The sequence below is a fragment of the Gemmiger qucibialis genome, assembly GCF_027689445.1.
GTDB classification, from domain to species: domain Bacteria; phylum Bacillota; class Clostridia; order Oscillospirales; family Ruminococcaceae; genus Gemmiger; species Gemmiger qucibialis.
In genome coordinates this window covers 1-20,621 of record NZ_JAQFEN010000016.1, presented here as the reverse complement: position 1 = coordinate 20,621, position 20,621 = coordinate 1, and the positions used below count along the sequence as shown (strand labels likewise).

At 57.9% G+C, this 20,621-nt stretch carries 19 protein-coding genes; 5 read left to right on the top strand and 14 right to left on the bottom strand.

All coding sequences use genetic code 11. From position 1 onward, the window contains the following. Nucleotides 1-2: 2 nt before the first annotated feature. The 10 genes from rnc to PG062_RS14425 form a co-directional block, all read right to left on the bottom strand. Nucleotides 3-680, bottom strand: a complete 678-nt coding sequence (rnc, locus tag PG062_RS14470) for a ribonuclease III (protein ID WP_113999709.1) — start codon at nt 678-680, stop codon at nt 3-5. Nucleotides 681-888: 208 nt separating this feature from the next. Beyond that, nucleotides 889-1,923 carry a phosphate acyltransferase PlsX gene (plsX, locus tag PG062_RS14465; RefSeq protein ID WP_270752816.1) on the bottom strand — a complete coding sequence of 345 codons (1,035 nt, stop codon included), beginning with the start codon at nt 1,921-1,923 and terminating at the stop codon, nt 889-891. Between the two features lie 8 nt (nt 1,924-1,931). After that, nucleotides 1,932-3,245 carry a methylenetetrahydrofolate--tRNA-(uracil(54)-C(5))-methyltransferase (FADH(2)-oxidizing) TrmFO gene (trmFO, locus tag PG062_RS14460; protein ID WP_270752815.1) on the bottom strand — a complete coding sequence of 438 codons (1,314 nt, stop codon included), beginning with the start codon at nt 3,243-3,245 and terminating at the stop codon, nt 1,932-1,934. 3 nt (nt 3,246-3,248) lie between these two features. Next, the gene (topA, locus tag PG062_RS14455) at nt 3,249-5,576 is read right to left on the bottom strand and encodes a type I DNA topoisomerase (protein ID WP_270752814.1); all 2,328 of its coding nucleotides are present in this window, start codon (nt 5,574-5,576) and stop codon (nt 3,249-3,251) included. 285 nt (nt 5,577-5,861) lie between these two features. Further along, nucleotides 5,862-6,959: a DNA-processing protein DprA gene (dprA, locus tag PG062_RS14450; RefSeq protein ID WP_270752813.1), complete on the bottom strand. Its 1,098-nt coding sequence runs from the start codon at nt 6,957-6,959 to the stop codon at nt 5,862-5,864. A gap of 6 nt (nt 6,960-6,965) precedes the next feature. Beyond that, on the bottom strand, nt 6,966-7,742 hold the full coding sequence (locus tag PG062_RS14445) for a TrmH family RNA methyltransferase (RefSeq protein WP_270752812.1): 777 nt from the start codon (nt 7,740-7,742) through the stop codon (nt 6,966-6,968). Nucleotides 7,743-7,821: 79 nt separating this feature from the next. After that, nucleotides 7,822-8,175 carry a 50S ribosomal protein L20 gene (rplT, locus tag PG062_RS14440; RefSeq protein WP_113999704.1) on the bottom strand — a complete coding sequence of 118 codons (354 nt, stop codon included), beginning with the start codon at nt 8,173-8,175 and terminating at the stop codon, nt 7,822-7,824. Between the two features lie 58 nt (nt 8,176-8,233). Continuing rightward, the gene (gene rpmI / locus PG062_RS14435) at nt 8,234-8,440 is read right to left on the bottom strand and encodes a 50S ribosomal protein L35 (RefSeq protein ID WP_113999703.1); all 207 of its coding nucleotides are present in this window, start codon (nt 8,438-8,440) and stop codon (nt 8,234-8,236) included. A gap of 27 nt (nt 8,441-8,467) precedes the next feature. Then, the gene (gene infC, locus PG062_RS14430) at nt 8,468-8,971 is read right to left on the bottom strand and encodes a translation initiation factor IF-3 (protein WP_371681646.1); all 504 of its coding nucleotides are present in this window, start codon (nt 8,969-8,971) and stop codon (nt 8,468-8,470) included. A 305-nt stretch (nt 8,972-9,276) separates the two neighbouring features. Continuing rightward, nucleotides 9,277-9,660, bottom strand: a complete 384-nt coding sequence (locus PG062_RS14425) for a RidA family protein (protein WP_270752811.1) — start codon at nt 9,658-9,660, stop codon at nt 9,277-9,279. A gap of 278 nt (nt 9,661-9,938) precedes the next feature. Between PG062_RS14425 and PG062_RS14420 the strand changes: the two genes are divergently transcribed. Next, entirely contained in the window at nt 9,939-11,273 is a 1,335-nt protein-coding gene (locus tag PG062_RS14420; RefSeq protein ID WP_270752810.1) for an MATE family efflux transporter, read from the top strand. Nucleotides 11,274-11,511: 238 nt separating this feature from the next. After that, the gene (relB, locus tag PG062_RS14415) at nt 11,512-12,042 is read left to right on the top strand and encodes a type II toxin-antitoxin system RelB family anti-toxin (protein ID WP_270752809.1); all 531 of its coding nucleotides are present in this window, start codon (nt 11,512-11,514) and stop codon (nt 12,040-12,042) included. A gap of 149 nt (nt 12,043-12,191) precedes the next feature. Here the strand turns inward: relB and PG062_RS14410 are convergent, their stop codons facing one another. Then, the gene (locus tag PG062_RS14410) at nt 12,192-13,916 is read right to left on the bottom strand and encodes an ammonium transporter (protein WP_270752808.1); all 1,725 of its coding nucleotides are present in this window, start codon (nt 13,914-13,916) and stop codon (nt 12,192-12,194) included. A 265-nt stretch (nt 13,917-14,181) separates the two neighbouring features. Next, nucleotides 14,182-14,562, bottom strand: coding sequence for a hypothetical protein (locus PG062_RS14405; RefSeq protein WP_270752807.1), 381 nt, complete (start codon nt 14,560-14,562; stop codon nt 14,182-14,184). Nucleotides 14,563-14,700: 138 nt separating this feature from the next. Between PG062_RS14405 and PG062_RS14400 the strand changes: the two genes are divergently transcribed. After that, the gene (locus tag PG062_RS14400) at nt 14,701-15,135 is read left to right on the top strand and encodes an OadG family transporter subunit (RefSeq protein ID WP_114001071.1); all 435 of its coding nucleotides are present in this window, start codon (nt 14,701-14,703) and stop codon (nt 15,133-15,135) included. A gap of 18 nt (nt 15,136-15,153) precedes the next feature. Then, complete coding sequence (locus PG062_RS14395) at nt 15,154-16,344, top strand: sodium ion-translocating decarboxylase subunit beta (RefSeq protein WP_114001072.1); 1,191 nt, start codon at nt 15,154-15,156, stop codon at nt 16,342-16,344. A 511-nt stretch (nt 16,345-16,855) separates the two neighbouring features. Here PG062_RS14395 and PG062_RS14390 read toward each other — a convergent pair. Continuing rightward, the gene (locus PG062_RS14390) at nt 16,856-17,539 is read right to left on the bottom strand and encodes a tRNA1(Val) (adenine(37)-N6)-methyltransferase (protein WP_270752804.1); all 684 of its coding nucleotides are present in this window, start codon (nt 17,537-17,539) and stop codon (nt 16,856-16,858) included. 165 nt (nt 17,540-17,704) lie between these two features. Here PG062_RS14390 and pfkB point away from each other — a divergent pair, with 165 nt between their 5' ends. Next, complete coding sequence (pfkB, locus tag PG062_RS14385) at nt 17,705-18,634, top strand: 1-phosphofructokinase (protein WP_270752803.1); 930 nt, start codon at nt 17,705-17,707, stop codon at nt 18,632-18,634. A gap of 384 nt (nt 18,635-19,018) precedes the next feature. Here the strand turns inward: pfkB and PG062_RS14380 are convergent, their stop codons facing one another. Continuing rightward, nucleotides 19,019-20,230, bottom strand: a complete 1,212-nt coding sequence (locus tag PG062_RS14380) for a hypothetical protein (RefSeq protein ID WP_147237763.1) — start codon at nt 20,228-20,230, stop codon at nt 19,019-19,021. Nucleotides 20,231-20,621 lie beyond the last annotated feature (391 nt).

Genomic DNA, 20,621 nt, shown 5'->3' with positions numbered 1-20,621 from the left:
TTTTATGCCTGCTGTTCCAGCTTGGTCAGCGCCGCTTTGGCAGCCTGCTGTTCCGCAGCCTTTTTGCTGCGGCCTTCGCCCACAGCCAGCGCCTTGCCGTTCAGCGCCACAGTAACCTGGAACCGCTTATCATGCGCCGGGCCGGATTCCCCTGTCACGGTGTAGGTCAGGCGGTCGTCCGGGTGTTTCTGCACCACTTCCTGCAGGGCGGTCTTGTGGTCATCCTCGGCGGTTTTGCCCTCCGTGATGAACGGCAGGATAAAGTTGCGGGCGGTCTCAATGCCGCCGTCCAGGAACAAAGCGGCAATGGTGGCTTCAAACGCATCCGAAACCACGCTGGGGCGGCAGCGCCCGCCGCCCAGCTCCTCGCCGCGGCCCAGCCGCAGGTAAGAGCCCAGGTCGATCTCCTGCGCAAACTGGAACAGCGCGTCCTCGCTGACCAGCGAAGCGCGCATGCGGGACAGTTCGCCCTCCGGGCGGGTGGAATGGTGGAACAGATAGTTTGCCACCACAACGGACAGCACACTGTCGCCCAAAAATTCCAGCCGCTCGTTATACAGCGTAGGGGTTTTGCTCTCGTTGGCGTAAGAGCTGTGGGTCAGCGCCGTGATGAGCAGTTCTTTATTCTTAAAATGGTAATGCAGCTTTTCTTCCAATTCCTCAGGGGTACGCGTGGTCATAAGATTGCCTTACCTTTCGTTCTCTCTGTTTTGCGATTGTATATCGGGATGTTTTGCAGGCCGGGCGGGCAATGCCCGCCCCTGCAATGGGCTTTGGTTTTGCGGCTATCCCGTAGGGGTGCACATTGTGCGCCCGCTGCCTATATTTTGGTACCGGCCATTTCCAATGGGCGGGCATAACATTTCAATTTTCGCACGATATGCCGTTTTATTCCGCGTCTGTCTTTTCTGCTGCGGCCTTGGCGGCTACTTCGACCAGGGCGCTCTGCATGGTGCCGCACAGGTCATTGGCAACGCACAGCTTTGCCTGGCGGATGGCGTTCTTGATGCCCTTGGCCTTGCTGGAACCGTGTGCCTTGATGACCGGCTTTGCCGCGCCCAGCAGCGGTGCACCGCCGATCTCCTCAGAGTCCATCATGTGCTTCAGATTGCGCAGCCCGCCTTTTACGCCAAGGTAGCACAGCTTGGTCACAATGCTCTGCATAAAGATGTCTTTCAGCATGCCCAGCAAAGTACCTGCCACACCCTCGGTCAGCTTCAGCACCACATTGCCCACAAAGCCGTCGCAGACGATAACGTCCACCTCACCAGCCATAATATCACGCGGCTCAATGTTGCCCACAAAGCGGATGGCCGGGTTTGCTTTCAGCAGGCCGTGGGCTTCGCGGTACATCGGGGTGCCCTTGGTGTCCTCGGCGCCGTTGTTCACCAGCGCGACGGCGGGGTCCTTGCGGCCCATGACCTTATTCATGTACACGCTGCCCATGGTGCCAAAGGCATTCAGCATCTCGGCACGGCATTCGGCGTTTGCGCCGCAGTCCAGCAGCAAAAACGGCTGCTTTTTGCCCGGCATGCAAGTAGCCAGCGCCGGGCGCTTGACCCCCTTGACGGTGCGCACGATCAAACTGGTGCCCACATGCAGCGCGCCGGTGGAACCGGCGGAAACAAAGGCATCCGCCTCGCCGTTTTTCAGCATCGTCAGGCCTTTGACCAGGCTGGAATCCGTTTTGTGGCGCACGGCCTTGACCGGGTCATCGTGCATATCCACATCCTCGGTGCAGTGAATCAGCTCAAAGGGGGTCAGGTCCACGCCAAGCTCCTGGGCAGCGGCCTTGATCTTGGCTTCATCACCCAGCAGGGCCAGGGTCATGCCATCACCAAACTCTTTTACCGCATCGGCTGCGCCCTGTACGGTCGATTTCGGGGCGTTATCGCCACCCATTGCGTCCAGTAAAATTTTCATAATCCACCTCAGTGTTCCGCTTCGGCTGCCCATGCCCGCATGGCGGCCTGTGCAGCATCAGAAAGTGCCATATACCGTTCGCGCTTATCCCGGATGGTGTCAATCTCCTCGGTGCGCGGCAGAATGCCCATGTTGGCACCCATGGGCTGGAAGTCCTTGTTGGGGGTGGTGATATAATCGATCAGTGCGCCACACATCGTTGTGGTCGGCGGGGGCGGCAGCTCTCTGCCCTGCAAACGGGCGTACAAATTGCGCGCTGCCAGCAGGCCGGAAGCCGCGCTTTCCATATAGCCCTCAAACCCGGTGATCTGCCCGGCAAAAAACACGTTGGGGTGCTCTTTCAGGTAGAGCCCCTTGGTCAGCACCGCCGGGCTTTCCAAAAAGGTATTGCGGTGCATCACGCCATAGCGGATGAACTCTGCATGTTCCAGGCCGGGAATCATCGAAAAAACGCGCTTCTGCTCGCCCCATTTCAAATTGGTCTGGAAACCAACGATATTGTACAGCGTGCGGGCGGTGTTTTCGGCGCGCAGCTGTACGTTGGCCCAGGGGCGGTGGCCGGTGCGCGGGTCCCGCAGGCCCACCGGGCGCAGCGGGCCATAGCGCATGGTATCCGCCCCGCGGCCCGCCATCACCTCAATAGGCATACAGCCTTCGTACACCGTCAGCTCCCCATCAAAGTCATGCAGAGGGGCACGCTCCGCGTTCAACAATTCGTTATAAAACGTTTCATATTCCAATTTGTTGAATGGGCAGTTCAGGTAATCGGCTTCACCGCGCCCGTAGCGGGACGCCGCAAAGATCTTTTCCATATCCAGGCTTTCGGCGCTCACAATGGGAGCCACGGCGTCAAAAAAGCTCAGCCGGTGGCTGCCGGTCAGCGCGGCAATCTGCTCCGCCAGCACACCCTCGGTCAGCGGGCCGGAAGCCACCAGCACCGGAACGCTTTCGTCCAGCGCGGTCACTTCCTCGCGGTGAACGGTAATGCCCGAGTTCTTTTCCACCATTTCCGTCACGGCAGTGGAAAACACATCACGGTCCACCGCCAGTGCACCGCCAGCCGCCACGCGGGCGGTCTCGGCAGCATCCAGCAGGTGGGACCCCATCATGCGCATTTCAATTTTCAGCAGACCGGAAGCCGAATCCGGCCGTTCCGCCTTGAGGGAGTTGGAGCAGATCAGCTCCGCAAAGCCTGCACTTTTGTGCGCAGGCGAAAACTTGACCGGCTTTTGCTCGTACAGGTCCACCTGCACGCCGTGGTCCGCCAGCCAAAGGGCGGCTTCGCACCCGGCCAGCCCGGCACCGATGATTTTGATTTGCATGCGTTATTTCTCCGCGTTTGTCTTTTCGATATTCTTCACAAACCCGCAGCCCTCTTTGGCGCAGTACAGCTGGCCGCGGCGCTTAAACAGCGTTTTGCCGCAGTGGGGGCAGGTTTCCGGCACGGGTTCATCCCATGTCATAAAGTTGCAGGTGGGGTAGTTGCTGCAGCCGTAATACACGCGGCCCTTGGCGCTTTTGCGCAGCAGCATATGGCCGCCGCACAGCGGGCACAGGCCGCCGGTATCCTTTACAATGGGGTGGGCGTTGCGGCACTCCGGAAAGCCGGAACACGCCACAAACTTGCCGTACCGCCCGCTTTTGATCACCATGGGGCGGCCGCATTTTTCGCAGATCTCGTCGGTGGGGATATCCTCCACTTTGATCTTTTTGCCCTCCATGTTCTTTTCGGCGGCTTCCAGGCTTTTTTCAAAGCCCTGGTAGAAATCGTCCACTGTTTTGACCCAGTCCGCCTTACCGGCTTCCACAACGTCCAGCTTTTTCTCCATATCGGCACTGAATGTCGGGTCCACGATATCAGGGAACTGTTCCAGCATGACCTGGTTCACCGCGCGGCCCAGCGGGGTGGTTTTGAGCTTTTTCTGCTCCTTTTCCACATAGCCGCGGTCCACAATGGTGGTAATGATCGGCGCATAGGTGGAAGGGCGGCCAATACCGTTTTCTTCCAGCGCATGGATCAGCGTTGCTTCAGTATAGTACGGCGGCGGCTGGGTGAATTTCTGCTCCGCCGAAAGCTTGTTCAGTTTCAGGTCCTGGCTCACTTCCAGCGGGGGCAGGGCGGTTTCTTTCTTCTGCTTATCGTCGGTGGCTTCCTCATACAAAGCGGTAAAGCCGTCAAACGTTACATGGAAACCCGATGCGCGGAAGATATAATCCCCCGCCGTGATGTTGGCCGAAACGGTATCCATCAGGCAGTCTGCCATCTGGGATGCCATAAAGCGGCTCCAGATCAGGCGGTACAGCTTGGCTTCATCGCCGGAGATGCTGCCCTCCACCTGGTCCGGCGTCAGTTCCGGCATTGAGGGGCGGATGGCTTCGTGGGCATCCTGCGCCGCTGTGGCGGAGCGGGATTTCCAGACGCGCTTTTTGTTGCAGACGTAATTTTCGCCCCAGGTCTTGCCGATAAAGGTCTTAGCGGCTGCGGCGGCTTCGTCCGCAATGCGCAGACTGTCGGTACGCATATAGGTGATCAGACCGATCTGGCCATAGCCGTGCACCTCCATACCTTCATACAGGCGCTGGGCGGCACGCATGGTGCGGGTGGCCGAAAACCCCAGTGCGCGGCTGGCATCCTGCTGCAGGGTGGAGGTGATGAACGGTGGCTGCGGCTGGCGGCGGCGCTGGCCCTTATCCACACGGGTCACGGTGTAGGGTTTGCCGTCCAACGCGGCCAGAATGGCATCCGCCTGTTTTTTATTTTTCACCACCAGCTTGGTGCCGTCCGCCTGGGCTGTCAGCCGTGCGTTGAACGCACAGCCGCTCTGGCGGGGCTTCAGGTTGGCGTCAATGTTCCAGTATTCTTCGGGCTTAAAGTTTTCAATTTCGATCTCGCGGTCGCGGATAATGCGCACCGCCACGCTCTGCACGCGGCCAGCCGAAAGCCCGCGGCGCACCTTATGCCACAAAAACGGGCTGAGCTTATAACCCACCAGGCGATCCAGCGCGCGCCGGGCCTGCTGGGCGTTGAACAGATCCATATCAATGGTGCGCGGGTGGGCCATACCCTCCTGCACGCCCTTTTTGGTGATCTCGTCAAAGGTCACGCGGTTGGGGGCGGTGGGGTCCAGCCCCAGCACATTGGCCAGATGCCAGCTGATTGCCTCGCCTTCACGGTCCGGGTCGGTTGCCAGATAGACGGTCTGTGCTTTTTTCGCTTCGGCTTTCAGGTCCTTGACCAGCGCGGTCTTGCCTTTGATGGTAATATACTTGGGGGTATAGCCATGTTCCACATCAATGCCCAGCGTGCTGGCGGGCAGGTCCCGGATATGGCCCATGCTGGCCGTTACGGTATAGCCGCGGCCCAGGTATTTGCCAATGGTCTTTGCCTTGGCCGGGGATTCCACGATCACCAGCTTGGTGCCGGGCTTTGCTTCGGTCTTTTTGGTGGTGCGCTTTGCGGCAGGTTTTTTGGCTGCGGTTTCGCCGTCCTCTGCCTTAGCTGCCTTGGTTTTGGTCGTTGTCTTTTTCGTGGTTGCTTTTTTTGCTGCCGGTTTTTTCGCTGCAGTCTTTTTTGCGGCAGTTTTTTTTGCCGGGGTTTCTTCCGGCTGCGCTGCCTGCTGGGCAGTCAGCTCCAGTTCAGTTTGCTTTGCCATATCTGTTTCTCCCAAATTGGCGTATAAGTTCTATGGCAACACCGCACAATTCCCGCCTTGCGGCTTAAGCACCGCTCCGGCAGCTGCGGCACGGCATCTGCGTTGCCAAAATGCTCGATAAGACATCCAGTATTATCTGCGCTTTTGGCTTGGCATCTGCCGCACCTCGCTCGCCGTATCGGCACTTAGAATTATGCGGTATTGCCCTATCTTAATCGGATACTTTCCGTAATGTCACCATATATGCGGGCCATATCCACCCGCTGCGGCTGGGGCCGCTTGCCCTTATGCCGCGGTATACCGGCCCCCGCCGTTATCCACGGCGGCGCCGGCAAATTCCAGCTCCATGAGCGCCGCCAGAACAGCCTGCACGGCAAGCCCCGTTGCGGCAGCCAAGTCATCTGCCGTCTGCGCTTTAGGGCCCAGTTCTGCCAGCACGGTGCGGGCGTTGGGGGTCAGCTCATCCAGCATAACCCCCTCCTGCACCAGCTCGGTGCCGCCGGGTGCAATGTGCAGGGTATCCAGCACATCATCCGCCGTGCACAGGGCGCGGGCGCGGCCGGTGCGCAGCAGTTCATTGGTGCCCTCGCTGGTGGGGCTGTAAATGCTGCCGGGTACCGCAAACACCGGCCTGCCGTACTCTTCGGCATGGCTCACCGTGTTCAGCGTTCCGCTGCGGGTGCGGGCTTCCGCCACGCAGAGGGCCTCGCTCAAACCGGCAATCAGCCGGTTGCGGGCCAAAAAGGTCCCTGTCATTTTGCCCGTATAATCCGGCGGGTATTCGCTCAGCACGGCACCTCCCAGAGCTTCCAGCTCTGTGCGCAGGGTCACGTTCACCGCTGGGAAGGTCTTGTTGATGGCCGTGCCCAAAAAAGCAACGGTCTGCTGCCCGGCTTCCACCGCCGCGCGGTGGCCTGCGCCGTCCAGCCCTTCGGCCAGCCCGCTTACGATCACCACACCCTGCTCCGCCATTGTCAGCGAAAGATCCCGGCAGGCGGAAAGCCCATACTTTGTGGGGCGGCGGGTGCCCACCATGCCCACATACCGCCGCCCGTTCAGGCAGGCAGGGTTTCCGGTGCCGTACAGCACCAACGGCAGGTCGGGCAGATCCCGCAGCCGCTGGGGGTAATCGGCGCTGTCCGGTGTCAGGATAAAAATATTCAAATCATCGCAGCGCTTTTTCAGCCCCGCCATCTGGGCCGGGGCCACCGCCTGCATAAATTCGCGGGCTCTTGCGCTCAGGTATTCCGGCGGGTTCCAGCCCGCTTTTACCTGGCCATACAGTTCGGCCGGGTCCGGGTATTCTTCCAGCAGTCTGCCCGCCAGGCGGCAGCTGGACCCAACCGCTTCGGCCAGCCACAACCAATACAGTGTGCTGTCCATACCTTATTATACACCTCTGAAGTGCCAAAGCAAGACGCTGCCTGCAACCCCGGCGTTCAGGCTTTCCACCAGGTCCGTCATTGGGATGCGCACCGCCATATCGCAGGCCTGCACGGCAGCGTCCGTCAAGCCCTGTCCCTCACTGCCGATCACGGCGCACAGGCCGTCCGGGTAGCTTTGCGGGGCTTCGTCCAGCGGGCGGGAATGGTAGAGCGCCGCAGCCAGGCAGACCACGCCGCGTGCGCGCAGCTGCTGCAATGCCTGCGGCAGATCCTGCACCGGGGCCACCGGCAGCCGCCCGGCTGCCCCCATGGATGCCCGCAGTGTTTTGGGGGCAAAGGGTGCCGCGCACCCCTTGGAGAGCAGCACACCGTCAAAGCCAAAGGCCGCCGCGCTGCGCAGCAGGGTGCCCACATTGCCGGGGTCCTGCACCGCTTCCAGTGCCAGAATACGGCGTCCCTTTGCCAAAATATCTGCCGCCTGCCAGCCGGGGTGTTCAAACACGCCGAACACATCCTGGCTGGTTTTGGTTCCGGAAAGCTTTTGTGCCACCGGCTCTGTTACCAGCACAGTTTTGCCCGCAAAGGCTTCCAGTTCTGGGGTATGGGCCAGGGCCTTCTCGGTGGCATACAGGGTTTGCAGGGTACAGCCGCGGGCCAGCTCCAGACAGAGCTTGGGGCCCTCAGCAAAAAACAGGCCATCCGCCGTGCGGAGCTTTTCTTCTTCCCGCAGGCGGCAGGCATATTTGATTTTGGCGTTTTCGCGGCTGGTGATGGTTTCCATCTGGCACCCCCGTATGATCTCCATATAAACAAAATGACGCACGCGCGCGCGGCGCATGCGTCTTTGAAAAAGCTGATTCTTACAGCGCCTTCTTGGCGGTCTCGACCAGAGCGTTGAAGCTGGCGGGATCGTGGATGGCCATCTCGCTCAGCATCTTGCGGTTCAGCTCGATGCCGGACTTCTTCAGGCCGTTCATGAAGGTGGAGTAGTTCATGCCCTGGGCACGAACAGCGTTGTTGATGCGGGTGATCCACAGGTTGCGGAACTGGCGCTTCTTCTGCTTACGACCAACGAAAGCATAGTTGCCAGACTTCATCACAGCCTGTTTGGCCATACGGAAATGCTTGCTCTTGGAGCCGTAGTAGCCCTTAGCCAGCTTCAAAGTTTTGGTGCGACGCTTATGCGTCATGGTTGCGCCTTTAATACGAGCCATGGTAATATCTCCTTTTACACAGTCACATTAAGTCAAGTCAGAAAATGATTCAGCCGAATCAGCCGCCGTAGGGCATCATCTTGCGGACAGTAGCCTCGTTGGTCTTGTCAACGTACTTGGGCATACGCAGGCCGCGGGTGAGCTTGGTGGTCTTCTTGGTCAGGATGTGACGGCGCTTGGAAGCGTTGCGCTTGATCTTGCCGGAAGCAGTCATCTTAAAGCGCTTTTTGGCACCGGAGCAGGTCTTAAGTTTCATTTTAGCCATTTTCTTTTCCTCCGTAAGATAGAGTATTTACTTGGTCGGGCTGGGGGACAGGAACATCATCATGCTGCGGCCTTCCAGCTTAGGCTGCTTATCAACCACAGCCTTGCCTTCCAGCGCCTGTGCAAAGCGCTGCTCCACATCAATACCCAGACTGGTGTGCGCCATTTCGCGGCCGCGGAACCGGATGGAAACCTTTACCTTGTGGCCCTGCTGCAAGAACTTTGCGGCCTGGTTGACCTTGGTGTTAAAGTCGTTGGTATCAATGTTGAGCGAAAGGCGGATCTCCTTCAGCTCGATCACTTTCTGGTTTTTCTTGGCTTCCTTTTCCTTTTTCTGCATCTCAAAACGGTACTTGCCGTAATCGAGAATTTTGCAGACAGGGGGCTTGGCCTGGGGAGCCACCTTGACCAGGTCCAGATCCAGCGCCTGCGCCATTTTCAGCGCATCGCGGGGGCTCATAACGCCCTTCTGCTGGCCGTCCGCGCCAATCAGGCGGACTTCCTTATCACGGATCTGCTCATTGATTTCCAGTTCCTTGGAATTGCTGTTGCTCGCGATTGGAATACACCTCCGTTACAAGTCTTGAAAGATTGAAATGAAAAAGCGGCTGCCCCTAAAAGCAGCCGCCTGAATACGAAGTTGGCACGCAATCATTGCGTGATCTTTGTATGACCCGGAGCCCTTTGGCCCGCAAGGTGAACGACGGCACACTGCCGGACGCTGCTTTTTTTACCTCAAATACTATACCACAGCACAAACGCTGTTGTCAATACAAAAGCGTAAATTTCCCCACAGTTTTTTTCGCAGGGGCGCATTTTGTCGCTTCGGGTTCGTTATCAGCCCTTCACGGCCACGCACTCGATCTCTACCAGTGCGCCTTTGGGGATGCCTGCCGCCTGGAAAGCGGCGCGGGCGGGGTACGGCTCGGTAAAGAACTCAGCGTACACCTCGTTCATGGCGGCAAAGTCTGCAATATCGTTCAGCAGCACCGTGGTTTTTACCACATCAGCCATGCTTGCGCCTGCAGCGGCCAGAATGTTGGAAATATTGGTCAGGCTCTGGTGCGTCTGGGTCTTGATGTCCTGCCCGGCAAATTCGCCGGTAGCCGGGTCAATGGGGATCTGGCCGGAAACGTAAATGGTGTTGCCTGCCTGGATACCCTGGGAATACGGGCCAATGGCGGCGGGGGCTTTATCGGTATGCAGTGCGGTGTTGCTCATCGTTTTTCACTCCTATAATATAATAATGTTGGAACATTTTGATTATACCACGCCCCCGCCCGCCTGCAAAGCCCCTGGCGCAAAAACATTCCGCCTCGCCCCTTGACACCCCGCACCGTGTATGCTATTCTATACCTACTAAAACCCGGTGTGGATTTTTACAGCACTGCTACTTTTCGCCACACAACCGCGCTAACGCGTGGTTGTGTGGTTTTTTTGTGCCGTTTTTGCCCGCCATTTCCACTGCATTCCAACTAAAAAGGAGCTACACTTTACCCGTGAACGATACTTTTATGAAAGAGCGGCCTATTTTCCCGCTGCTGGTTTCCATGGCGCTGCCCATGGTGCTTTCCATGACAGTGAACGCGCTGTACAACATTGTGGACAGTTTTTTTGTTGCCCAGATCAGTGAGCAGGCCATGACGGCGCTTTCGCTGGTGTACCCGGTGCAGAACATGATCAACGCCATTGCCATTGGCTTCGGCGTCGGCATCAACGCCCTGATCGCGCTGTATTCCGGCGCGGGGGACCGCTGCCGTGCCGATACCGCCGCCACCCACGGCCTGGTCTTTTCCATCCTGCACGGCCTGATTGCTGCCGTTGTCTGCATCGCCATGATGCCCGGCTTTCTGCGGCTTTTCACTGGCGATGAAGCCGTCATTGCCCTCGGCGTGCGGTATTCCAGTATTGCGTTCTTCTTTGCCCCGGTCATCATGGCGGAACTTTGCTTTGAAAAGCTGTTCCAGGCCGTTGGCCGCATGAACGAAACGATGGCCGCCCTGCTGTGCGGTTCCATCACCAACATCATTCTGGACCCTGTGCTCATCTTCGGCCTTGGGCCTTTTCCCATGCTGGGTATCTCCGGCGCGGCGCTGGCAACCGGCATCGGACAGTGCGTCACCTTAAGCGTCTACCTTATTATTTACTGCACCCACCGTTTTCCCGTGCAGCTGCGGCTCAGCTGCATCAAGCCGGACTGGCGGTTGGATGCCAAGCTTTACTCCATCGGCGTTCCCGCCATTCTCAACCTGGCGCTGCCCTCGGTGTTGGTTTCTTTCCTCAACTCTCTGCTGGCCGCTTACTCGCAGGGGTATGTGGTCATTCTGGGTATTTATTATAAGCTGCAAACCTTCCTGTACCTGCCCGCGGGCGGCATTGTGCAGGGCATGCGCCCCCTCATCAGCTATAATTACGGCGCCGGAGAGCATGGCCGCGTGAAAAAGATCTATAACCTTGCCATGGGTATGAACGCCGCCATCATGGCCGCCGGCACCATCATCTGCCTGATGGGCAGCCCCGCTTTGATCGGCATGTTCACCACCAACGCCGATACCATCGCCGCCGGTCAGGTTGCTTTGCGCATCATCAGCGCGGGCTTCCTGGTATCCACCCTCTCAGTCACGGCCTCCGGCTCGCTGGAGGCACTGGGCAAGGGCACCCAGTCTCTCGTCATCTCGCTGTGCCGCTACATCATCATCATGATCCCCGCTGCGTGGATCCTCTGCCGCATGTTTGGCCCCGTCGGCGTATGGCACGCTTTCTGGGTCACCGAGCTTCTCAGTGCCCTCGCCGCTGCCTTCGTCTATAAGCGCACCGTCAAACTCAACGTTTAACCCCCTCTTATTCCGCCCGGCCCCGCGCCGGGCTCTTTTATTTGCCACTCGCCCCGCCCCATTCAACTCCTAACTCCTAACTGTTTTCCCTCCTAACTTCAATCTTTCCCCCATTTATGCTATACTCTTCCCAACCCGACGGCCCATGTCCGGCCATTTTTGCCCCGGTTCCCGCACTGTGTCGTGGTGTTTTTTGCTTCGGCTGTGGTATCATGCAGCTATAGGGAGGATGAATCCAATGGATCAACAGAAAATCGGCACTTTCTTGAAGCAGCTCCGCCAGGAGCGCCAGCTCACCCAGGAAAACCTGGCTGAAATCATGTGCGTGACCAACCGCAGTGTTTCCCGCTGGGAAAACGGTGTCAACCTGCCCGACCTCCCCACCCTCATCCAGCTTGCCGATTTTTACGGCGTGGAGCTGCGTGAACTGTTAGACGGAGAAAGGAAGCCTGATGCTATGAACACCCCCGAAACAAAAAGCGCCACCGAAGAAACCGCCCGCAAGGTTGCGGACTACAGCAATGACGTGATGGAAAAAGTGACCCACCGGTTCCATTACATGTACCTGATCTCGATTGCCACCGTCCTGATCTACCTGGTCATGAACCACTTTGATTTTTCCGGTTTGCCCGTGCTGCAGGCCATCCAGGGTGCCTGCCTGGGCATTGGGCTGGGTATGCTGATCGTGGGGGCTATCTTTACCAGCAAGCGCGGCAACGGTGCTCTGTTTTTCAAAGCGCACCAGCTGAACTGCCCGAACCGCAAATAAGGCATAAAGAATCCGGCACCCTGGCCGCAAAAGTCAGGGTGCCGGATTTTGTTGTATTGTATCGGAGAGAGTATGTTGGAGGTTGTTAAAATTGCTTTTCCCACTTATACCAGCAGCGCTTGCAAGCTGCTATATATAAGGTAGGGAAATTACTCAACGTCCTGCAAAGCGGCGTAGTTTACTTCGCCGGTGCGGACCTTGACCACCTTGGCCACATTGTAAACAAAGATCTTGCCATCACCGATATGGCCGGTGTACAGAACCTTGGTGGCGGTGTCGATGATCTTGTCTACCGGGATCTTGCTGACAACAACTTCAACCTTGACCTTGGGAATCAGGGTTGCGTCGACCTCCGCACCACGGTATTTCTCGCCGCTGCCCTTCTGCAGGCCGCAGCCCATAACCTGGGTAACGGTCATGCCGGTCACACCGACAGCGTTCATGGCAGCTTTCAAAGCTTCAAACTTGGCCAGCTGCACGATCATAACGACCTTGTGCATGCCGGAATTCAGCTCAGCGGGCAGAGGTTCTTCCTTGACGACCTTGACGGCGGCATTGATTTTGGCTTCGCTTGCCTTGGTGATGTCGTCTTCACCCAGGTCGGTGTTCTCGTTCACGCTCATCTCAGCGTAAGTCGGGTCAGAGATGGAGAAGCCGGAGTAAGCGGAAGTCAGGCCGTGCTCGTGGATATCCAGGCCGTCGATTTCTTCTTTTTCGGTCACACGCAGGCCGATGGTCTTTTTGATGATGGTAAAGATGACGGTCATGGAAACCAGCACCCAGGCAGCCACGCAGATAACGCCCAAAACCTGAACGCCAAAGAAACGGAAGCCATGGCCGTACAGCAGGCCCTCACTGGTGGAGAACAGGCCGGTTGCAATGGTGCCCCACATGCCGTTCATGCAGTGCACGGAAACAGCGCCGACAGGGTCATCAATCTTGACAACGTTATCAAAAAATTCAACGGAGAAGATGCAGAGCACACCGGCAACGATGCCGATGATGGCAGCGCCGAACGGATCAACCATATCGCAGCCTGCGGTAATGGCAACCAGACCGGCCAGAGCACCGTTAAAGGTAAGGGAGACATCGGGTTTGCCGTAACGCACCCAGCTGGTGATCAGCGCGGCAACGGTAGCCAGCGCAGCGGCCAGGTTGGTATTGAAGCAGACCAGACCAGCGGAAACCATGGCGTCATCGCTTGCCATTGCCACGGTGGAGCCACCGTTGAACCCGAACCAGCAGAACCACAGGATAAACACGCCCAAGGCCATGGCGGTCAGGTTGTGGCCGGGGATTGCGCGGGCCTTGCCGTCCTTGCCGTACTTACCAATACGGGGGCCAAGCATCCAGGCGCCCAGGCAGGCGGTAACGCCGCCAACAAAGTGAACGGCGGTGGAACCGGCAAAATCATGGAAGCCCAGCTGTGCCAGCCAGCCGCCGCCCCAGATCCAGTGGCCGGAGATGGGGTAAACGATCAGGCTGATAGCGGCCGAGTAGCAGCAGTAAGCGCTGAACTTGGTACGCTCTGCCATGGAGCCGGAAACAATGGTTGCTGCCGTTGCACAGAACACGGTCTGGAACACGGCATAAACCCAAAGGGGCACGCCCTCCGGCAGGATGGCGCTGTAGTCGCCGCTCATAAAGGGGGCAAAGCCGCCGATGAGCGGGCCGGAACCTGCAAACATGATGCCGAAGCCGACCAGCCAGAAGCACGGTGTGCCGATGCAGAAGTCCATCATGTTTTTCATCAGGATGTTGCCGGTGTTCTTTGCACGGGTCAGGCCAGCTTCGCACAAAGCAAAGCCTGCTTGCATAAAGTACACCAGGAATGCCGCAACCAGCACCCAGATGACGGTTGATGAGTTGTACATATTCAAACCACTCCTCTCAAGATCAAACCACGGCGCTTCCTCTATTTTTTCTTGCCGCATTAAGCCATGGCAATGCCGCATAATTCTAAGTGCCGATACGGCGAGCGAGGTGCGGCAGATGCTAAGCCAAAAGCGCAGATAATACTGGATGCTGCAAAGGTGAGCGCCGCCAGTGGCGGAAACAGCGAACCGAAGCAGGGGCAGCGGTCGCAGAGTGCGAGGGGCTTTTGCCCCCGAAGCACGATGCGGGTACCGCAACCCGACATTATCGAGTATTTTGGCAACGCAGATGCCGTGCCGCAGCCGCCGGAGCGGTGCTTAAGCCGCAAGGCGGGAATTGTGCGGTGTTGCCCCAGATGCTTAAATAACAAAAGCGCCGGGCAGGATGTACCTGCCCGGCGCCATTGCCGTGGTTTTGATTTGCCCACATTGTAACCCCGGCAAGCCCCGCCGTCAAGCAAAACTTTTCATTTTTTGTCAAAATGTGCAATTTGCACAGCGTTCCCCGTTTTGTTCTTCCGCTCGTTTGTGCAACCTGCATTTTCTGCCCGGCTGTCAACTTTATTCTGCATGGTGCTTTGCGCGCAAATTTACATTTTTCATCGTAAAGACACGGTTTCACAATATTTTTGTCACATTTTTTCAAAACCCGCTACCAAAAATTGAGCCGCTGTGTTATAATAAAACCATACTTGGGTAAAATTTGCCCGGCTCGGTTTTTGTACCGTGTACGGGGGAAAATCAACGGTGCTGTGCACCGCAAGCTAAAGGAGGATATTGCCCAATGAGCAATTCTATCGCTCTGCTCGCCCTTGAGGCCGCTGACGGCACTGTGGTTCTGACCAGCATCACGCTGGTGTTCGCCATGCTGGTTGCGCTTTGCCTCATTATCACTGTGGAAGGCAAGATTTTTGACGCCATCAAGAACAAAAAGAATGGCACCAAAGCCGCCCCCAAGGCACCTGCCGCCCCTGCAGCGCCCGCTGCACCGGCCGCACAGAATATCGCCAAGGCTGCTCCTGCCGCCCCCGCAGCACCCGCTGCTGACGGCTCCATCCCCGGCGAGATCGTTGCTGCCATTGCTGCAGCCGTTGCCTCTCTGGGTGAAAACCTGACCATCCGCGGCATTCACCGCGTTCAGAAAAAGACGGCTACTGGTTCCCGCCGCGGCGCCTGGGGCGACGCCGGCGTTACCCAGAACACCACGCCGTTTATGTGATGGAAAGGGGACGAAACAATGGGAGCAATTTTTACCAACATCGCTGAGATCTTTGCCAACTCCGGTTGGGCACAGATTTTCTTTGCCGAGGGCGGCTGGAAGTATGCCGTCATGATCGGCGTGGCCTGCGTGCTGCTGTACCTGGCCATTGTCCACCAGTTTGAGCCTTTGCTGCTGCTGCCCATCGGCTTCGGCATGCTGATGACCAACCTGCCGCTGGACGGCATCTTCCATATGGACATCTTCATCAACGAAACGCAGCACATCAACTGGGAGCTGCTGGGTACATCCGGCGGCATGGCGGACTATATTTACTTAGGCGTCAAGCTGGGTATCTATCCCCCGCTGATTTTCCTTGGCATCGGTACCATGACCGACTTTGAACCGCTGATTGCACGTCCGTCCAGCCTGCTGCTGGGCGCTGCCGCACAGCTGGGCATCTTCTTCACCTTCGTTGGCGCCAAAATCCTGGGCTTCACCAACAAGGAAGCCGCTTCCATCGGCATCATCGGCGGTGCCGATGGCCCGACCGCTATCTTCGTCACCACCCGCCTGGCCCCGCACCTGCTGGGTTCCATCGCGGTTGCCGCGTACTGCTACATGGCGCTGGTGCCTGTTATCCAGCCGCCCATCATGAAAGTTCTGACCACCGAAAAAGAGCGTCAAATCGTGATGGAAAGCCCGCGCAAGGTTTCCAAGACTGAGAAGATCCTCTTCCCGATCATTGTTACCATCATCGTTTCCCTCACCCTGCCCGATGCCGCCATCCTGGTTGGCTGCCTGATGCTGGGCAACCTGATGAAGGAATGCGGCGTTGTTGAGCGTATCAAAAAGACCGCCGGCAACGAACTGATGAACATCATCACCATCTTCCTGGGCTTCAGCGTTGGCTGCACCACCAATGCCGCAACCTTCCTGAACATCCAGACCGTTGAGATCATTGTTCTGGGCATTGTTGCTTTCGGTGTCGGCACCGCAGGCGGCGTTCTGCTGGGCAAGGTCATGTGCTTTGTCACCCACGGCAAGATTAACCCGCTGATCGGCTCCGCCGGTGTTTCCGCTGTTCCCATGGCCGCCCGTGTTTCCCAGAAAGTCGGCCAGGAATACAACCCCCGCAACTACCTGCTCATGCACGCCATGGGTCCCAACGTTGCCGGTGTTATCGGTTCCGCTGTCGCCGCCGGCATCCTGATCAACATGTTCGGCTGATCCTGATACCTAACCCCTAAAACTCAACCGCCCGTCACATTTTGTGTGACGGGCGGTTTTTTATATCTATCCATTTAGAACTTAGGGCACCACCGCACAATTCCCGCCTTGCGGCTTAAGCACCGCTCCGGCAGCTGCGGCACGGCATCTGCGTTGCCAAAATGCTCGATAATGTCGGGTTGCGGTACCCGCATCGTGCTTCGGGGGCAAAAGCCCCTCGCACTCTGCAACCGCTGCCCCTGCTTCGGTTCGCTGTTTCCGCCACTGGCGGCGCGCACCTTTGCAGCATCCAGTATTATCTGCGCTTTTGGCTTGGCATCTGCCGCACCTCGCTCGCCGTATCGGCACTTAGAATTATGCGGTGTTGCCTTAGGGAATCACTGCGCATCCCGGAACCTTTTCCATCCCGTTTTGTACCCGTCCCCAATCCGATTCCTCATTTTCCCCGCGTCGCAGCTTCGCCCCGCCGCCAACTCCTAACTCCTACTTCCTAACTCCTAACTCCTAACTATCATCTCCCGTACCTAACCCCATTCCCCGTTAAAACGTCCTCCTCCCACCGGATCCCCGGCTTTCTTCCCTTCTGGGCTTCCACCAAAAACAGCCAGGGTTTGCTGTGTTCATCCTTGCGCACCAGAGCCACCCGCTTGGGCTCCAGCCCAACGGCGCAGAGCGCGGCAAACACCGCCGCCATCTGTTCCGGGCGGTGGCATAGGGCCAGCTTGCCGCCATCGTGCAGGGCACGGGCCGCACAGGCGGCAACATCCTGCATCGTGCAGCTGCCGTCATGCCGGGCCGTGGCGCGGCGGGCATCCGGGCTGACATATCCGCCGGTAAAATAGGGCGGGTTGCAGGCAGCGAAGTCATATTTTCCCTGTTCCGGTCCGCTTTTGCAGAACGTCCGCAGGTCGGTGCAAAGAGCGGTAATATGCTCTGCACCCGGCGTTTCCTGCACAGCACGGCGGCACAGGGCCGAAGCATCGGCATCCAGCTCCACCGCTGTGCATAGGCCACGGTGTCCGGCATCGTGCCAGGCCAGCGCTACGATCCCGCACCCGCTGCACAGGTCCAGCGCTGTTTCTTTGCGGCGCGGCATGGCAAACCGGGCCAGCAGCAAGGCGTCCGTACCAAAGGCTGCCCCCGGCCCGGTAAACACCTTGGTGCCGTTATCCAATAGTTCCATTCCCTGTGCCATGTTGTTCTCCTCCGTGTAAACAGTTTGTTAAGATTATTCTGATTTTCGCGCTTTTACTTGCGATATTTCACAATTCAGCGTATAATGATAAAAGATTGACAATTATCGATTGCCTTTGCCACTGCCCTTATTCTGACATTTCTCCCCATAAGGAGGCTCATTTTCATGATCTATACTGTCACCCTGAACCCGGCACTGGATAAAACCGTTGAAATTCCTTCCTTTACCACGGACGGCGTAAACCGCATTACTTCCATCCGCACCGATCCGGGCGGTAAAGGCATCAATGTTTCCAAGGTGGTTGCCGCACTGGGCAGCACCAGCCGCGTCCTTGGTATTCTGGGCGGCAGCACCGGGCAGATGATCTCCGAAGCTCTGTCCGGCCTGAACATGACCTGTGACTTTTTGCCCGTTGAGGGCAACACCCGCATCAATCTGAAAGTGGTGGATCCCATCGCCCACACCAGCACCGAGATCAACGAACCCGGTGTTCCCGTGGACCCGGCTACCCTGCAAAGCCTGCTGGACCACCTGCTGAGGCTGCTGCGCCACGACGATATCGTGGTGCTGGCCGGCAGCTTGCCGGTGAATGCTCCTGCCGACACCTACCGCGTGTGGGGCGATGCCTGCCGCGAAAAAGGTGCCAAGGTCATTCTGGACTCTGACGGTGCCGGCATGGTGGAGGGCGTTAAGGCAAAGCCGTTCCTCATCAAGCCCAACAGCGAGGAGCTTTCCCACCTGATGGGCCGCGCGCTGGACAGCCAGCAGGAGCTGACCGCCGCCGCCCGTGAGCTGTTGCAGACCGGCGTGCAAAAGGTCATCGTCTCGATGGGCAGCCGCGGTATGCTGCATGTTCTGCCGGAGCAGACCATCTTTGTGCCCGGCCTGCGTGTTCCCGTCAAGGATACCGTTGGTGCCGGGGATGCCGTCATCGCCGCCCTGGCTGTTGCCGAAGAGCGCGGCCTGACGCTGGAAGAAACGCTGCGCCTTTCCACTGCCGCCGGTGCCGCCAGCGTAATGTGCACCGGTACTCAGGCTGCCAGCCTGGAAACCATCCAACAGCTGATGGAACAGGTCACCTACCGCGAACTTTGATTTCCGCCATTCACTTTTTAGGCAATACCGCATAATTCTAAGTGCCGATACGGCGAGCGAGGTGCGGCAGATGCCAAGCCAAAAGCGCAGATAATACTGGATGCTGCAAAGGTGAGCGCCGCCAGTGGCGGAAACAGCGAACCGAAGCAGGGGCAGCGGTCGCAGAGTGCGAGGGGCTTTTGCCCCCGAAGCACGATGCGGGTACCGCAACCCGACATTATCGAGCATTTTGGCAACGCAGATGCCGTGCCGCAGCTGCCGGAGCGGTGCTTAAGCCGCAAGGCGGGAATTGTGCGGTGTTGCCTTTACTTTCTTTCCACATAAAATGGGGCGCTGCCGTTTCACCCGGCAGCGCCCCATTCCTTTTTCTTTCGTTTGCCCGGCTCAGCGATTGCGTTTGCTGCGGTGGCTGATCAGCATGGCAATGCACACCACCATGCCCAGCAGGGCGGCAGCGCCCAATACCAGCAGCCCCAGCTCAAAGGCCTGGGCGTTAAAATCCGTTTTCAGCTTTTCGGTTGCGGTGTTCAGGGCATCATCCACAGCGTCCCCGCTGCTGGTCGATATTGTAGCGCCGGAATCCGCTTCCAGTGCGCTCTGTGCAGCGGAAGCTGCTTCCCCATCTCCCAGTGCATTCAGGGCATCCACAAGGGCCTGCCCAGCCATCGTGTGCATCAGGGTGCTGGATGCACTTTTGACCTTTTCGCCGTTCACAGCGCGGCTCAGGTAATCAGCCAGTTCATTGCAGGCACCGCGCAGGGCGGGTTCTGCATCGGCATCCACCTGCCAGCCGCTGCTGGACCACATGCCGATCTTATACAGCAGCAGCTGCATGCCGGCATCCGCCGTCATGGTGCTGTACACCTTGTTGCGGAACGCTTCGCTGTCGCTGGTGTTCATGCTGCCAAAGCTCATGGCAATAAACTGGTAGCAGCGGTCATAATCCGTCAGGTTGGTGTAATAGTTCCGCAGCACATCGGCAACGTTGCTGCCGCTTTTCAGCTCGGACCCTGCCACAACGGAGTCCAGGTCAGCGCGCAGGTCCTGGTCGCCAAATTTGGAAGCACTGCCGTCATCCTCAATGGCAAAGGTCTGCTGCATCAGGCTGGCATAGCCGTCTGCATCGCTGGCCTGCCCGGCATACACCTGCGCCAGCTGCATGCAGTCGCCGCCCCAGCTGCCGGCAATGGGCATGCCGCGGTATACCAGGTTCATGGCCGCCAGCAGGTGGCCGAAATCAATGCCCTGCCCGTTGGGCAGTTCCACGGTGTTCATCCCCTGCAAATCCCACAGGTCCGGGTCTGCATCGGTGGCGTACTTTTCAAATTCGCCATCGCGGGTGCCCGCCGTCAGCTGCCAGATGTCCGTGTTATAATCCCCCACACGGGTAAAGCTCAAAGTCAGGTCAATGGGGTCATCGCCGCTGTTCTTTTCTTCAATATACTGTTCCGCCAGCGCTTGCAGGCGGCCCAAGCGGTCCAGCGTTGTTTCATAGTCCGCACTTTCCGCTTTTGCAGGCAGCGCCAGCAGCACCAGCAGCGCCAGTACCCCCGTGATGACCCACACCATACGGCTCCGAATGGCTTCCGTAACCATACACCTCCACATAGGCCGGCACATGCTGCGCACCAGCCCACTTTGTAACTATTTTGTATTTTTTAAGTATATCACAAACAGCCGGTGCCTGTCCACGCTTTTTTCCTCTTTGTGCTGTTTTGGCGCACAATTTACAATCCTTTCATTTTCTTCCCCTGCTCTGCTGGGTGCCAAACGCCGCACAATGTATCCGCCCCGCTCCGTGTACCCTATTCTCTCATAGGGAGGGGCACATTGTGCGCCCGCCAACCTATAACCCCAACAACACTTTGGGGATTAAACTCCCCCGCCTTGCAAACACTTTTTTCTGCCTGTCCATCCCACCAAAAAACAGCCGGGGCCAATGGACTGCACCCCATTTGTTAGACAGTATGATATACTATCTAACAAG